Here is a 15,985-nt window from a genome sequence, read left to right on the forward strand (position 1 = left end):
AACATTACGCAAACATAAATCTGTATAATATTTTCAACACACCAATTTCTACTTCACCTCTCCTTTTGAGTCATCTCACTTTCTGAAATAGCTACAATTATGAGATTATGCTGAATGTAACTCCTATCATATAGCTATTGTTAACGGTATGATTCAGCACTGCAAAGAAAATCACCAATATAAACGACATGAAACTAAAGTGTACTCTGTATACTACCAAAGCGTGCCGCCCTACATACAGACTCTATAGATCGTACAGAGATATCTATATTAGCTAATTTCATATTCCATACCCATTGAAACATTACTCTAAAATCATTTTATTCCTATTCTACATAAGAACTTCGCATTTCAAGCACAAGACAGAATACAACAAAACTCTCACCTAATAGCACAAATGTAGAAAATGGACTACAAACCACTCAAATGCCGAAAATTTCTACATTTATTATAGTTATCGATACATTTAACAACAGCCTTAATAAACCATTGCGCTACATTTGTGCATTCAGTTATTAAAACTATTAACCAATTTAAAAGTAAAGATTATGAAGAACATTTTCTCTTTAAAGAAAAGTGCGATCGCTCTATCACTATTAATGACCTGCGGAGCATCAGCACAAGTAACATTCGATAAAATAATGTCCAGTAAGGGAGATAATCCTACGTTACCTTTTACCCACCGTACTGTTCCTGCCGTAGGCGACTTTAACAATGATGATTTTATGGATATCATCATGGGTGGACAAGCTTTTGGAATAGATTATGTAGAAGGTGCCAAATTTGATATTGGAGGTTGGTATTCTGCTGCTATTGTAATAAAGAATAATGGAGATGGTACCTTTATGATTTCAACCAAATGTAAACACGAAGTAGGTACAGAAGATAATCCTGATACTCCGGGAGCTCCGGTTGAAGACCTTATCAATCTGCCGGTAAGTACAAAATCATTTTTCCGTTTCCTTGATTTCAACAATGACGGAAATCTGGACCTCATTATAAGAGGAAAAGGAGAACATAACTTCCTAACCAATGAATCCGAATATTTAATGCTTCTTGAAAATCAGGGACCGGAAAACGGCTACAAATTTAAGTTAGTAGAAAATCACGGACTCAACCAAGCACATAATGAAGATTATCTTACTGGTATCTCTATAGGCGATTATGACAAAGACGGCTTTGTTGACGTTTTGCTCATGGGATGTGAAAACAAAGATCAGAGTAACGACCCGGAAAATCCGAACTACGATCCGGAACGCCTTAAAAGACGCTTCGTTGAACTTTACAAGAACAATGGTGGTGACGGAACTTTCACTATACAAAAAATAGCAGAAACCTTCGGAGAAGAGGGTTTGGATGGTAATTTTAAACCAATAAGTCATGGTGACGTTGCTTTTGTAGACATTGACAACGACGGTTGGCTGGATATCTTTTGTACCGGATATGCTGACAATGAAGATGGTAGCGTTAGAGAGTCCGGCAAAGAAATCCGAATCTATCAGAATATAGAAGAAGGTACTGCATTTTTGGATGTGACCCCGTTTGATAATGATACTTTTCAGGGAGGTTATGATATCACTCTTTTTGTAGAAGACTTGAATGGAGACGGCCTAATGGATCTTATCATATTGGGTGATGGTGCACCAACTCCCGGTGGAGGAACAATCTACATGAATGAGGGTGACTTTGTCTTTACTCCGGTAGATATGGAAACTTCAGGTTTCGTACAGGTAAGAGCAGTACCCACTGGTACTTTTGCAGATATGAATCATGACGGAAAACTTGATGCCGCACTTATGGGATATTCAAATAGTTTAGGATATTTCAGTGGCATCATCTACCAACGTGACAATAATACATATGACTTCGGAGGCGTAAAAGAAGTATTTAACGCCGGCGAACGTCAGGGTGGACTTGTTATTGCCGATTTCTCTAATGACGGTAAATTAGATGCATTCGGAGTGGATGGTAATGTTTCAAATGAAGTTGCTCTATTCAAAAACACATCTGAAATGGTGAACCAAGCTCCTACTGCTCCTACCAATGTTGTCGCCAAAATCGAAAAGGGTATGTTGACTGTAACTTGGGACGACGCTACCGATGATGTAACTCCTGCAGAGGCGTTGTTCTACAATGTTTATGTAAAAAACAACAATACCGGAAAGATTTCAATGATTATCCCAGCCAATCCGGAAACAGGACGTTTGAAAGTGATTACTGACTATCAGACAGGTGTACGCAGTGTATTGAAATCATATTCTGTGAAAGTAGATGCTTCCGAAGGTTATAGCTACACCGTTGGTGTACAGGCCATCGATCAGGCACAAGGTGCAAGTACTTTCACAACTCAATTACTTGGTAAAGATACCGGTATTGCTCAGAGCGAAGTAGCCAACAACGTTCGCATCGAAACAGTTAAAGAAGGCTTTATCGTAAGAGCAGACAGTAACCTCGATGTTGAAGTAACCGATATGCTTGGAAGAGTAGTAGCAAAAGATAAAGCAAACAAGGTGATTCCAGTTTCTTCAAACGGTATCTATCTGATCACAACCGGAGGACGCACCTATAAAGTAGGTAAATAAGGTAAAATAGATTTTTCAGGATATTATTATAAGAAAAGGAACTGTTTCATTTCAGCTATATTGGGGACAGTTCCTTTTTTCAGTTTCTAAAACCTATTATTATGAGAAAGACACACTATCTGATAGTCGGCATTTTATCTTTAATAAGCATCTCTACACATGCCATCGACTCACAGAAAATAGCTGCTAAGCATCCTATTATTGCAGACAAACCCGTTCCCGGTTTCTTTGAAGGAGCTTTGTTAGGAAACGGTGCCTTGGGAGTAGTAGTAACAACCCGTCCCGATGCCATTTGTCTGCACTTCGGTCATAATAACGTCTGGGACATACGCATTGCCGAAAACAACAAAGAGAAGATAGGTACTTTCGACGAAATTTTCACCAAGGCCCAAACAACTCTCACCGGCTTACCCTTTATTTATCACAGTAACGAATTCTCGGAATATCTGAAACTGACAGCAGAGAACTACCAAAAGCCCTATCCACGCCCTTTTCCTTGTGGCACACTATTATTGGGAGATGCTACCTTCACCTCCTTATGTGCCAAATATTCCTTTCAGAAGGAAGAGCTATCAATAGTCAATTTTCAATTAGTATAAACAAGAGGCTGATTACAACAGTCTCGAAATAAAACAATCTTCACAACATGAAAAGCTTTATTAAATATCTGTTTCTAAACTTTCTCGTGGTTGGTTGCCTGTCTTCTTGCAGCAACACGAAAATCAATCTGGATCAGTGGACTTTTGAATACAACAAGCAAAGTAATACCATTGATATTAAAGCTGGCGACAACTATTCCCTGAACGGCTTGTACGCCTCCTTCCTGTACGATGGCGATACAATTACGTCTAAAGATTACACCAAAGTCCGGATGACCACAGAGAAAGTGGAAAATGCTTTCGGGCAAATACCGGTAGTCAAGGTCACTTACACCGGAAAAGATCTGCCACAAATGGAACAACAATTTTACCCCATCCCCGGTAAAAACTACTTCCTGACGGAGTTCACGCTGAACGGCGAATCAGCCGAAGTGGAATCAAACCTTATGGCCCCAATTAACATAGACGAGATGCCGCAGCTATTGGATAAGGGAACCAATAGAGCTCTGTTCATTCCTTTTGATAACGACAAATGGGTACGCTACCAGTCGCATCCACTCACCTTTGATAAACTAACCAGTTACGAAGTCACAGCTGTTTTCAATAATGAGAGTAGAAAAGGTTTTGTTGTAGGTTCTATAGAGCACGACAACTGGAAAACAGCCATCGAAATGCAATCCGGAGACGCCAACAATTTAAAATCATTGATCTGCTACGGAGGTGCTGCCGACGAATTGACACGCGACTCCAAGCCACACGGTGCCCTAAAGGGTAAAAGCATTAAATCACCGTTAGTTTTATTCGGACTTTTTGACGATTGGCGCACAGGACTGGAAGAGTATGCCGATGCCAATGCTCTGATAGCACCTCCCAAAACATGGGACAAAGCAGTACCCTGCGGTTGGAACAGCTGGGGAGTATTGCAGTTCGGGCTTACTTACCCCAAAGCATTGGAAGTTTCGGACTTCTTCAAGAACAATCTTCAAAACAACCACTTCTGTAATACAGACAATACCGTATATATCGGGCTGGATTCCGGTTGGAACAGTTTTTCAGAGCAAGAACTGACCGCTTTTGTTAACCGTTGCAAAGCAAACGGACAGATTGCCGGTGTATACTGGACTCCTTTCACTGACTGGGGCCGACAAGCTGAAAACGTACTGCATGATGCACCTGAATACAAATATAAAGATGTATATTTGTATGCAAACGGCCAGCCACAGGAACTGGACGGCGCTTATGCCGTAGACCCTACCCATCCGGCAATAGAAGCACAAATGAAGAAAACATCCGAACTCTTCCGCCGTTGTGGTTTTGAATATGTAAAGATGGACTTCATGACGCATGGAGCTATGGAAGCAGATCATTGGTATAACCCCGAAATACAGACAGGTATACAGGGCTATAACTACGGAATGGCTTTACTGAACAAGTATTTTGGTGATATGTATATCAACCTTTCCATCTCACCGATATTCCCAGCTCAGTATGCCCAGTCAAGACGTATTGCCTGCGATGCCTGGAACAAGATAAAAGATACGGAATATACCATGAATGCCGTTTCGTACGGATGGTGGATTGATCGTGTTTACCAATATAATGATGCCGACCACGTGGTGTTGAAGGATGCCACCGAAGGAGAAAACCGTGCAAGAATCACCTCAGCTGTCATCACCGGACTCTACATTGCAGGTGACGATTTTAGTGAAGGCGGCTCAAAAGAAGGTAAGGAACGTGCAACCAAATATCTGACGAATGAAGACGTCAATCTCATTGCCAACGGTGTATCCTTCCGTCCGATAGAGGGTATCGGAACTAATTCCGAGAATCAATTCATGAGACAGGATAATAACACACTTTACTACGTAGTTTTCAATTACGGAGAAGAAGAAATGAGCGTGAATGTACCGCTCGAAAGAATAGGTCTCAATCCTGCAGAGACTCTTAACGCCAAAGAACTTTGGAGTGGAGCGGAGATTGACCTGAGTAAAGCCATTACCATCCCGGGAAAAGATGTGAAACTAATCAGAATTCAATAAAACCCCAATAGCATGAGAACCAAAGTCTTATTAACAGCAGTTTGCTGTCTGTCATTTCTCTGTTTCCCGACTCATCCGGTTTGCGCCGCAGATGTAACGGTAGGGAAGTGGCGAATCGACATCAACGAGAACAATGCCAAAGTAAGTGTATACCACAACAACACGCTCGTAGTCAACGAGAGTAGTTGTGCATTCAAAAATGGAGATAAAGAGTATTTCCAGGACCAACTGAGTGGATATGCGATTCAGACGGCAGAGGTAGCCGACCCGTTCGGCACAGGGAAAAAAATAACCGTTACGGCCAACACAACCGATGGTATTACGGTCACTCAGGATTATTACTTATACAATGACTATATACTGACGGAGTTCAGCATCGCATCCGATCAGGAATTAGCATCCAATTACATGGCACCCGTACGAAGCACGACTGAAGTCAGCTTCCTGCCTGCCAATAAAAACAGAGCCTTGTTTGTTCCTTTTGACAACGATGGTTTTGTACGCTTCGGCTCCTATAACTTCAACTCCGAAGAGACAGCTGAGTCTTCTACGAGCTATGAAGTGGGCGCACTCTACAATGACGACACGCGGCAGGGACTGATTCTCGGCTCGGTAGAACATACCGACTGGAAGACAGGAGTGGTGGCATATACAAGGAACAGCAACCAGGTTACCAATCTGGAAGTATATGGCGGAATAACCTCCGAATTTACCCGTGACACGTATTACAAAAACAGCGGAGACAAGTACACGGACAAAGGGTTCAATAATAACAAGACCAATACCCCTACCCCTCACGGAAAGCTGAGAGGTAAGATCATCAAATCGCCTAAAGTATTCATCGGTTACTTCGCCGATTGGCGCCAAGGTATGGAAACCTTTGGGGATGTAAACGCTATTGTTGCTCCCAAAGCCGTCTGGGACGGTAACAAACCTTTCGGCTGGAACAGCTGGGGAGTGCTGCAAGGAGATGTAAACTATCAAAACGCATCTGAGACGGCCGCTTTCATCAAGAATGAACTGAAAGAATTCTCCAACGGAGCGAATGATGTATATATCGGACTGGATGCCGGCGGCGGAAAGCTGGACGACGAAGGAAAGATGGAAGCCTTCATCAGCGAATGCAAAGCGAGAGGACAAAAGGTGGGAGGATACATGAATACGTTCGTTTCCTGGGGAGACGATCCATATGATGTTTGCCTGAAAGCCAATGGAGAATACATCCGCTTCGACGGTGCTTATGCACTCGACCCAACCCACCCTTCAGTACTTTCCGGCATAAAGAACGCCATTGAAAGCCATATAGCCAAAGGGTTTAGCTATGTAAAGATCGACTTTATGTCTCATGGTGCGGTAGAAGCAGACAGTTATTACGACAAGAGCGTACACACCGGTATACAGGCTTACAACAAAGGCATGCAGGAGATATACAAATATGCCGCCGGAAGAATCTACGTCAATCTGTCCATTGCACCCATTTTCCCTGCCCAGTATGCACAGAGCCGTCGCATCAGTTGTGACGCATGGGGCGATATTAACAACACTAAATACGTGTTGAACTGCTTGAGCTACGGCTGGTGGCTCGACCACGTTTATCAGTATAACGATGCTGACCATGTAGTGATCAAGGGTTATTCGGAAGCCGAAAACCGTTCGCGCATCACCTCCTCTATCCTTACGGGTATCTTTATATTGGGAGATGACTTCAGCGACAATTCCAATGCCGCTGTAATCACCGCCAAAGCACGTGCAAAGAAGCTCCTCACTAACCCCGAGATCATAAGAATTGCAAGTCAGTGCAAAGCTTTCCGTCCGGTGGATTCTGCTCCGGCCGGAGGAAATCAGGATGCTGCCCGTAGCTTCTATGCCACTGTGGCAGACACCATGTATGTGGCTACATTTAATTATGGCACAATGATCAACCGGACGATGGATTTCGATCGTCTGGGCTTAGAGCTGGGTACGGAATACGTCGTTCGCGAATTGTGGGGTAATAAGGAATCGATAAAGACCGGTAACTGGACTGAAAGTATACCCACAAGAGATGTGAAGCTATTCAAGATCTTCCCCAAGAACCCCACTCCGCAGGTTCTGAAAGAAGCTGTCTGGAAGTCAGGTGGCAGTTTTCCTGCCGATTGGGTGATCGACGGACGATTCATCTGGGGAGACTTCAACAACGACGGTTATAAAGATGCCTTCTACATCGCCGGACAAGGCGGTGGTAACATCGGGCTGTATATGAATGACGGTGGTGCCGGTTTTACCCTGCAAGCCACTACCCTGCCCCCCTTGAACTGGGCTTCTGCCGCTGCCATTGATTATGACAACGACGGCAATCTCGATCTGATCATCTCCGGAAGAACCAACGAGGTTTCCGGTAACCGGAAGATCGTAACGCATGTATACCGGAACAACGGTGCACCCGAATACACCTTCTCGGAAGATACGGAACGCAGTGCAGAGCTGATGGGTGTCACCTCCGGCAATGCTGGTGATAATGATCGTCCGGGACGCTTCCTGCAAGTGTTCGACTACAATAACGACGGCTGGCAGGATCTGATCCTGACAGGAGTAACAACCGACGGAAGCAGCGTAACCGCTCTTTTCCGTAACAACCAGGGAAAATTTGAACGGATGCCCAATGTGGTGGACGGCAATGACTTCCGGGCAGTGAGCGGAGGATCGGTCCACGTGGGCGATGCAAATCATGACGGATATGCCGATGTCTTCGTTCAGGGATGGAACGGTGATTTCTACGCAGACCTGTATCTGAATCAGAAGAACGGTACTTTCTCCCGTTCGGAAGCACTTTCTCAACTCTTTACTGCTTCACAGGCAGCAGAGACGGTCTTTGCTGACATTAACGGAGACGGATACGATGACTTTGTCGAAATAAACAGCAACGCTGCCAATCTGTTTATCAACAACCAGGACAACACTTTCACCAAATACGATGAAACGGTGACCGGTTTGACGAAAAGCGGAGCCACAAGCATTACCGCCGGCGATGTGAACAATGACGGACGGACAGACCTGGTGGTTTCCGGTTTCAACATCATGACCAAGATCTACTACAACAACGGCAACAACACGTTCAAAGGTGTGGATGTGCCCAAAGAGGTGACTGCCCGCTCAGGTAACTTAAACTTGGTAGACATCAACGGCGACCGGACTTTAGATCTCTCTAACTTTGGTTATGGCGACGGCTTTACAAGTGCTTATGTGCTGAATGACCTGTCTCAAAACACCCTTCCGGCAAACATTGCTCCCCGAGTTCCGGCTGGCCTGACCATAACCTATGCCGACGGAAAGTTTACGCTGGCTTGGGAACCTGCGGCAGATGCCATCACTCCGAGCAATGCCATTCGTTATAACGTCTATGCCAAAGATGAGAACAGCGGCATTATATATTTCTATTCTCCGGCAGATTTCACTACCGGCAAGCTGAAGACAGGAGGAGCCATCACAACCCTGATCAATCAGAACTCATTTGAATGGAACCTGCCGGATGGTAAATACACGTTCGGTGTACAGTCTGTTGACCAGGCAGACGTTGCCAGCGAATTCCTTACCGTTAAATACCCCGCGTTGAAGGTGGAAGAGGTAGTTTGGACAGTAGGTGGTACGTTCCCCCACTATTTAGAGTCGGGAGATGCCATCTGGGGTGACTTCAACAACGACGGACGAGTAGACATGCTCATCACAGGAGGTAGAGACTCCGGCACGCTGGCACTCTATGAGCAGACTCAAGACGGGAAGTTCAAAAGAGTTCAAAGCGACAATGCCGACTTGGCAGCAATGTCCCGGTCGAAAGCTATCTTTATAGACTATGACAATGACAACGACCTGGACATCGTGGTGATGGGAAAAGGTTCGAGCGGAACCAGCCTGCCTCTCATTCTTGAAAATACGGGTGCGGAGAATCAGTATGCCTATGTAAAAAACACAACACTCGCTGCCGGATTCCTGAAACACTATTTCTTGAAAGACGAACACAGCGGACGCGGACTGATTGCTTTTGATTACGACAATGACGGTTGGACGGACCTTCTTGTTTCCAGCGATGTGCCGTATAACAAAGCTACCGGAACTGCTGCCACTACCCTCTACAAAAACATGGAAGGAAAAGGATTTGTACGCCAGACGACGGTGGTTGACGGAGGAGAGTTCAGACACATCACACAGGGTTCCGTGCACGTAGGCGACGTCAACGGCGACGGCTATCTCGACATTTACAACCAGGGACGCGCGTTTCTGCCTTCAGCCGAAGATGTAGGTTACCTTTACATCAACAATCAAGACGGTACTTTCAAGCAGGTAGCCATGGACGGGTTTGTTCCGAAGCCATTCTCTGATGCAGCGTTGGTAGACGTCAACGGCGACGGTTATTCAGATATTGTGGAAGTGAACGAGACAAGCGCCACTCTGTACCTGAACGATAAAAGCGGTAATTTTATCAAAGTCAAGGGTGCCGGCCTTATCAACGGTAAATGTGTTCAGGCTACGGCAGGAGACATCAACAACGATGGTTTCATGGATTTGATTGTGACCGGAGAAGGCATTGTAACCCGTGTTTTCTATAATTACGGAGACAATACATTTGCCTTGGGCGGTGTTCCGTCGGAAATAACAGAAAGATGCGGAGCCATCAACCTGGTGGACATCAACGGAGACGGTACATTGGATGTAGCTTCTTTCGGCTGGCAGAATGACTGGAAAAACGCGTATGCTTTCAATGATCTGAGCAAGAGTAATATTCAGGCAAACGCAGCGCCTGCGACTCCTACCAATCTGAAAGTGGAGTCGATGGACGGCAAAGTGATCCTGACATGGAGCAAAGCAACAGACGACCATACGCCGCAAGAGGCACTTCGCTACAATGTGTACGTAAAAAACAATGCCGACAACACTGTATATGCCTATGCACCGACAGATGTTCAAACCGGAGTATTGAAAGTCCGGAACCTGATTCCATTGATCCAGACCAACCGTTTTGAACTGAACGGACTGGCAAGCGGAAAGTATACTTTCGGCGTGCAGGCAGTAGACCAGGCGGACCTGGGAAGTCAGTTTGCCAGCATTAGCGAAGATATTATCACAGGCATCCACTCTATTGCATTTGACGGGGTAGAAACCTACGCCAACGCTCAACGACAAATTACCATTAAGAACAACAGGCAAGAACCGGTAGAGTATACCATCTTGTCTGCCAATGGCTTGATGATGTCAGCCGGTGTATGCGCTACGGCTGCCCAACAATCTTCTGCTGTTTTGGAACAAGGCGTCTATATTGTCCGTCTATCCTATGGGAATAACGAAGCATCTACGGTGAAAGTAACGATTCATTAATTAAGAGTTCGTTTTTTTATATCGGAATCGGCATTTCACCACAGAGTAACACGGAGTTCCACAGGGTTTAAATCTTTGATGAAACGCGGATTAACGCAGATTTTCGCAAAGGGAAACAAATAGATAATGAAGAAATACAGTCTTTTAATCTATCTGTGTTTATCTGTGTTAATCCGCGTTTTATCGGATAAATAGTACTCTGTGGAACTCTGTGCTACTCTGTGGTGAGTTTTGCTTATTCTTTTTCAATAATATTATCTTTTATGAATAGAATACTCATTCATTCAGCTTTTTTACTGGTATTACTGACAGGCATGAGCGCCTGCCAAAACCATACGGACGGGGTGGAAGACCTGTCATCCTATGTCAATCCTTTCATCGGTACCAGCGTCAAAGCCGATACGGAACAATCTTTCAACAGCATGGGGAAAACCTTTCCCGGAGCAGCGACTCCGTTTGGAATGACCCAGGTAAGTCCCAACACCATCACCGGAGGCGACAACGGATCGGGATATGGTTATCAACATAAGACCATCGAGGGATTCGCTTTCACCCAAATGAGCGGCATTGGCTGGTATGGCGACTTAGGAAACTTCCTGGTGATGCCCACTACCGGCGAACTTCATGTGGTTGCCGGCAAAGAGAGCGATCCGGAGAAGAAGGGATACCGCTCGGAGTACGACAAAGCATCGGAAGCCGCTTCTGCCGGATACTACACCGCACGCTTAACGAAGTATGACATCCTAACGGAGGCAACTGCCTCTCCGCACGGAGGTGCGCTGAGATTTACCTACCCTGCCAGCGACTTGTCGCGCATCCAGATCGATCTGGCAAGACGCGTTGGCGGAACCTCTACCACGCAGTACGTGGAAGTGGTCAATGACAACACGATCCGCGGCTGGATGAAGTGCACACCCGAAGGAGGTGGTTGGGGAGACGGATATGGTAACCCCGACTATACGGTGTTTTTCTATGCAGAGTTCAGCAAACCTTTGGACAATTACGGTTTCTGGAGTGTCGACATTCCGGATGATTGGGAACGCAAACGCGAAAATGTGTTGAGCGACAATTATCAGGCTCGCATCGCCCAATCGAGCATTATCAGAGGCAAGAAGTCATTGGAAGGCAAACACGTAGGTTTTGCTGAATTCCCTACCACCGATCAGGAAGAAGTTAGCCTGAAAGCAGGTATCTCCTTCTCCGACTTGGAGGGTGCTGAAAAGAACTTCAAAGCAGAGTTGCAGGGGCAAACGTTCGACGGGATGAAGAAACAAGCCAAAGAGTTGTGGAACAAGGAACTTTCGAAAATCTTAATGGAAGGAGGTACCCACGATGAGAAAGTCGCATTCTACACTGCCCTGTATCACACCATGATCGATCCGCGCAACATGACAGACGTAGACGGACGGTATCCGGGCGGCGATCATCAGATTCATCAGACGGCCGACTTCACGAAACGGACCATCTTCAGTGGCTGGGACGTGTTCAGAAGCCAGTTCCCCCTGCAAACCATCATCAATCCCACGTTGGTGAATGACGAGATAAATTCGTTAGTGACGCTGGCCGAAGAGAGCGGAAAAGGATATTTGGAAAGATGGGAGTTCTTCAATGCCTACAGCGGATGTATGGTGGGCAACCCGGCCATCTCAGTTCTGGCAGATGCTTATGCCAAAAACATCCGGAAGTATGACATTGAGAAAGCCTACCGGGCAGCCGTACGTACCTCCGAGTTGATCGGGAACAAAGAAGAGTTAGGATACACACCCGTAGAGAAGGGATATTCTATCTCGGAGACACTGGAATATGCATACACAGACTGGTGTGTGGCACAGCTTGCCAAGGCATTGGGCAAAACGGACGACGCCGAGAAGTATACCCGGAAGTCATTGTACTACAAGAACATCTTCGACTCGGAAGACAAGATGTGGTTCCGCCCTAAACGCGAATCCGGTGCCTGGGAAGAGTGGCCCGCCAACGGCCGATTGACGGAATGGCACGGCTCCATCGAATCGAACCCCTACCAACAGGGATGGTTTGTACCCCATGACATCGACGGTATGGTAGCACTCATGGGTGGCGAAGAGAAGGTGTTGAACGATCTGGAAGACTTCTTTGAGAAGACACCCAAGCACTTCCTGTGGAATGAGTATTACAACCACTCCAACGAACCGGTGCATCAGGTTCCCTTTATGTTCAACCGACTGAATGCCCCATGGCTGACGCAGAAATGGACCCGGTGTATCTGTGAGAATGCCTATCGAAACGACATTGAAGGACTGGCAGGAAACGAAGACGTCGGTCAGATGTCTGCCTGGTATATACTTGCAGCAGCCGGCATCCACCCCATTTGCCCGGGAGAGACCCGATACGAACTGACAAGCCCTGCATTCGGCAAAGTAACTTTCCGCCTGGAGGATGGCAAAACATTCAGCATCGTTGCAAAAAACAACTCAAAGAAGAACATCTACATCCAGCGCGCATGGCTCAACGACAAAGAGTACAACCAATGTTTCATTGATCATGCCGACATTGCAAAAGGAGGGACACTCACTCTTGAGATGGGACCGGAACCGATGAAGTCATGGGGGACGGGAGCTGAATAGAGCTAAATGTCCGGCTCCGGGGAAGAGAGTGTTCCCCGGAGCCGAGCACCTTCCTCCCCGGAGCCGAGCACCTTCCTCCCCGGAGCCGAGCACCTTCCTCCCCGGAGCCGAGCATTTCCCTCCCCGGAGCCGAGCATTTCCCTCCCCGGAGCCGGGGAATATTCCCGGTTTACCCCGCTAACTCTATTACTTCCAAATCCTTAAACGCCCCGTTCTCTATCACAAAACGTACCATGGTACGAACTTTATGAAAACCGGACATCCCTGCCGCACCGGGATTGATGTGAAGCATATCCAATGTTTTATCATACTTCACCTTCAGGATATGCGAATGCCCACTGATAAATAACTTAGGCGGACGCGCCATCAGACTACCTATTATAGAGGGATCGTACTTCCCCGGATAACCTCCGATATGTTTTATCAAGACCTCAGCACCTTCTACCGTAAACCGATTGACCTGCGGAAACATCTTACGGATCTCCTGCCCGTCAATATTTCCATAAACAGCACGCAAAGGGCGGAAAGCCGCTAACTTTTCGGCTACCTCCACCGAACCGATATCTCCTGCATGCCATATTTCATCACAAGACTCAAAATATTCCAGGTATTTCTCATCCCACCATGCATGCGTATCCGATAATAATCCAACTTTCATCATAGTTTCTTTGTTTATATGCACAAAGGTACTTATATTTGGGAAAATCTTAACGCAATGGAAAGCAATTATCAGTATTTTAAAAGAGACATAAGCTGGCTGTCATTCAATTATCGCGTACTGCTGGAAGCTAATGACGACCGACTTCCACTGTATGAGCGCATCAACTTCATATCCATCTACTCTTCCAACCTGGAGGAGTTTTACAAAATACGTGTAGCCGATCATAAAGCAGTGGCATCGGGTGTCACCCAAAGTGATGAAGAGTCGGTACAATCGGCTGCCGAATTGCTGGAAAATATCAACCGGGAAGTAAACCGCCAACTGGAAGACCGTATCCGTATCTACGAACATAAGATATTGCCTACCTTACGCAAGAACCACATTATTTTTTATCAGAGCCGGAATGTAGAACCGTTCCATCAGGAATTCATCCGGAACTTCTTCCGTGAAGAGATATTCCCCTTCCTCCAACCGGTGCCGGTATGCAAAGATCGCGTCGTGTCATTCTTGCGGGACAACCGGCTTTATCTCGCGGTACGTCTCTTCATGCACGGCACGGAGAAGACCGACCCGGATCATGTGCAATATTTCGTAATGAAGATGCCGTATAGCAAAGTGCCCCGTTTCATCGAACTTCCCAAACAGGGGGACAACTATTACCTGATGTTTATTGAGGATATCATAAAGGCCAATATCGGCCTCATCTTCCCGGGATACGATGTGGACTCCAGTTATTGCATTAAAATCTCCCGGGATGCCGATATACTGATAGACGATACTACCAGCACCGCCGACCTTGTGGAGCAGGTGAAGAAAAAAGTGAAGAAACGCAAAATAGGAGCTGTATGCCGTTTTGTATACGACCGCGGCATGCCATCGGACTTTCTGGACTTCCTTGTAGATGCCTTCCAAATAAACAGAGAGGAACTGGTTCCGGGCGACAAACATCTCAATCTTGAAGACCTGCGTCATCTGCCCAACCCGAACAAGGCATTGAAGTCACTGGAAAAGCCCAAACCTATGAAGCTGAATTGCCTGGATGAAAAAGAATCCATATTCAACTATGTGAAGCAGAAAGACCTGTTGCTTTATTATCCTTACCACTCGTTTGAACACTTTATACACTTCCTGTATGAAGCTGTACACGATCCGCAAACGAAAGAAATCATGGTAACGCAATATCGCGTAGCCGAAAACTCCGCAGTCATCAATACGCTGATAGCAGCTGCGCAAAACGGAAAGAAAGTAACCGTATTCGTAGAACTCAAAGCCCGCTTTGATGAAGAGAATAACCTGGCTACAGCGGAGATGATGAAATCCGCCGGAATAAAAATCATCTACAGCCTTCCGGGGCTCAAAGTGCATGCCAAAGTAGCCCTTATCCGCCGGAAGAGTAAAGGTGACGATCCCAAAACCTGCGACTTTGCTTATATAGGTACCGGCAATTTCAATGAAAAGACAGCCATGCTTTATGCCGATTGCGGACTATTCACCTGTAATCCTAAAATAACCAAAGACCTTTATACGCTCTTTTGCACCTTGCAGGGGAAGGAGAATCCCAAATTCAGCACACTGCTCGTAGCACGTTTCAACCTGATACCAGAGCTGAACCGCCTTATCGACCACGAAATAGAACTGGCCGAAAAAGGACAGGGCGGAAGAATCATATTAAAGATGAACGGATTGCAGGACCCTGCCATGATCGACCGTTTGTATGAAGCCTCACAACGAGGGGTACAAATTGACCTGATCGTCAGAGGTATCTGTTGCCTGATACCGGGACAGCCATACAGCCGCAACATTCGTGTCACCCGTATTGTGGATACATTCCTTGAACATGCCCGCGTGTGGTATTTCGGCAATGCCGGACATCCGAAAATCTATTTCGGTTCACCGGACTGGATGCGCCGCAATCTCTACCGCCGGATCGAAGCTGTGACCCCTGTACTCTCCCCCGAACTACGGCAGGAAATGATCGACATGCTGGACATACAACTTTCTGACAATCGCAAAGCTTGTTTCGTAGACGAGAGGTTGTGCAATGTGTTCAAAAGTAAGTCCAAAGGAGAGGGTATCCGGGCGCAATATACTTTCTATAATTACCTGAAAAGGAAAAATGAAACATCTTTGTAATATGTATGACACTTCTCTG

7 protein-coding genes are annotated in these 15,985 nt (G+C 46.1%); 6 read left to right on the plus strand and 1 reads right to left on the minus strand.

Going from position 1 to position 15,985, the window contains the following annotated elements; all coding sequences use genetic code 11:
• The first annotated feature begins 548 nt into the window (after window positions 1-548).
• From ACESQI_RS07915 to ACESQI_RS07935, 5 genes are all read left to right on the plus strand, one after another.
• Window positions 549-2,582: an FG-GAP-like repeat-containing protein gene (locus ACESQI_RS07915; protein ID WP_373125698.1), complete on the plus strand. Its 2,034-nt coding sequence runs from the start codon at window positions 549-551 to the stop codon at window positions 2,580-2,582.
• A 101-nt stretch (window positions 2,583-2,683) separates the two neighbouring features.
• Entirely contained in the window at window positions 2,684-3,181 is a 498-nt protein-coding gene (locus ACESQI_RS07920; RefSeq protein WP_002562479.1) for a hypothetical protein, read from the plus strand.
• Between the two features lie 47 nt (window positions 3,182-3,228).
• The gene (locus tag ACESQI_RS07925; RefSeq protein ID WP_373125700.1) at window positions 3,229-5,220 is read left to right on the plus strand and encodes an alpha-galactosidase; all 1,992 of its coding nucleotides are present in this window, start codon (window positions 3,229-3,231) and stop codon (window positions 5,218-5,220) included.
• Window positions 5,221-5,232: 12 nt separating this feature from the next.
• Entirely contained in the window at window positions 5,233-10,569 is a 5,337-nt protein-coding gene (locus ACESQI_RS07930; RefSeq protein WP_373125702.1) for an FG-GAP-like repeat-containing protein, read from the plus strand.
• Between the two features lie 263 nt (window positions 10,570-10,832).
• A complete protein-coding gene (locus tag ACESQI_RS07935) occupies window positions 10,833-13,172 on the plus strand; it encodes a GH92 family glycosyl hydrolase (RefSeq protein WP_373125704.1) in 2,340 nt (779 codons plus the stop codon).
• Between the two features lie 169 nt (window positions 13,173-13,341).
• Here the strand turns inward: ACESQI_RS07935 and ACESQI_RS07940 are convergent, their stop codons facing one another.
• Window positions 13,342-13,833, minus strand: a complete 492-nt coding sequence (locus ACESQI_RS07940; RefSeq protein WP_002562483.1) for a metallophosphoesterase — start codon at window positions 13,831-13,833, stop codon at window positions 13,342-13,344.
• 54 nt (window positions 13,834-13,887) lie between these two features.
• Here ACESQI_RS07940 and ACESQI_RS07945 point away from each other — a divergent pair, with 54 nt between their 5' ends.
• A complete protein-coding gene (locus tag ACESQI_RS07945; protein WP_373125706.1) occupies window positions 13,888-15,966 on the plus strand; it encodes an RNA degradosome polyphosphate kinase in 2,079 nt (692 codons plus the stop codon).
• Window positions 15,967-15,985: the final 19 nt, after the last annotated feature.

Origin of the sequence: Bacteroides sp. HPS0048 (genome assembly GCF_964240755.1) — a bacterium.
Classification (GTDB): Bacteria; Bacteroidota; Bacteroidia; order Bacteroidales; family Bacteroidaceae; genus Bacteroides; species Bacteroides nordii.

Bases quoted from the DNA above. Each gene is read 5' to 3' on its own strand.
- ACESQI_RS07915 (WP_373125698.1), top strand. From the start codon at position 549: ATGAAGAACATTTTCTCTTTAAAGAAAAGTGCGATCGCTCTATCACTA.
- ACESQI_RS07920 (WP_002562479.1), top strand. From the start codon at position 2,684: ATGAGAAAGACACACTATCTGATAGTCGGCATTTTATCTTTAATAAGC.
- ACESQI_RS07925 (WP_373125700.1), top strand. From the start codon at position 3,229: ATGAAAAGCTTTATTAAATATCTGTTTCTAAACTTTCTCGTGGTTGGT.
- ACESQI_RS07930 (WP_373125702.1), top strand. From the start codon at position 5,233: ATGAGAACCAAAGTCTTATTAACAGCAGTTTGCTGTCTGTCATTTCTC.
- ACESQI_RS07935 (WP_373125704.1), top strand. From the start codon at position 10,833: ATGAATAGAATACTCATTCATTCAGCTTTTTTACTGGTATTACTGACA.
- ACESQI_RS07940 (WP_002562483.1), bottom strand. From the start codon at position 13,833: ATGATGAAAGTTGGATTATTATCGGATACGCATGCATGGTGGGATGAG.
- ACESQI_RS07945 (WP_373125706.1), top strand. From the start codon at position 13,888: ATGGAAAGCAATTATCAGTATTTTAAAAGAGACATAAGCTGGCTGTCA.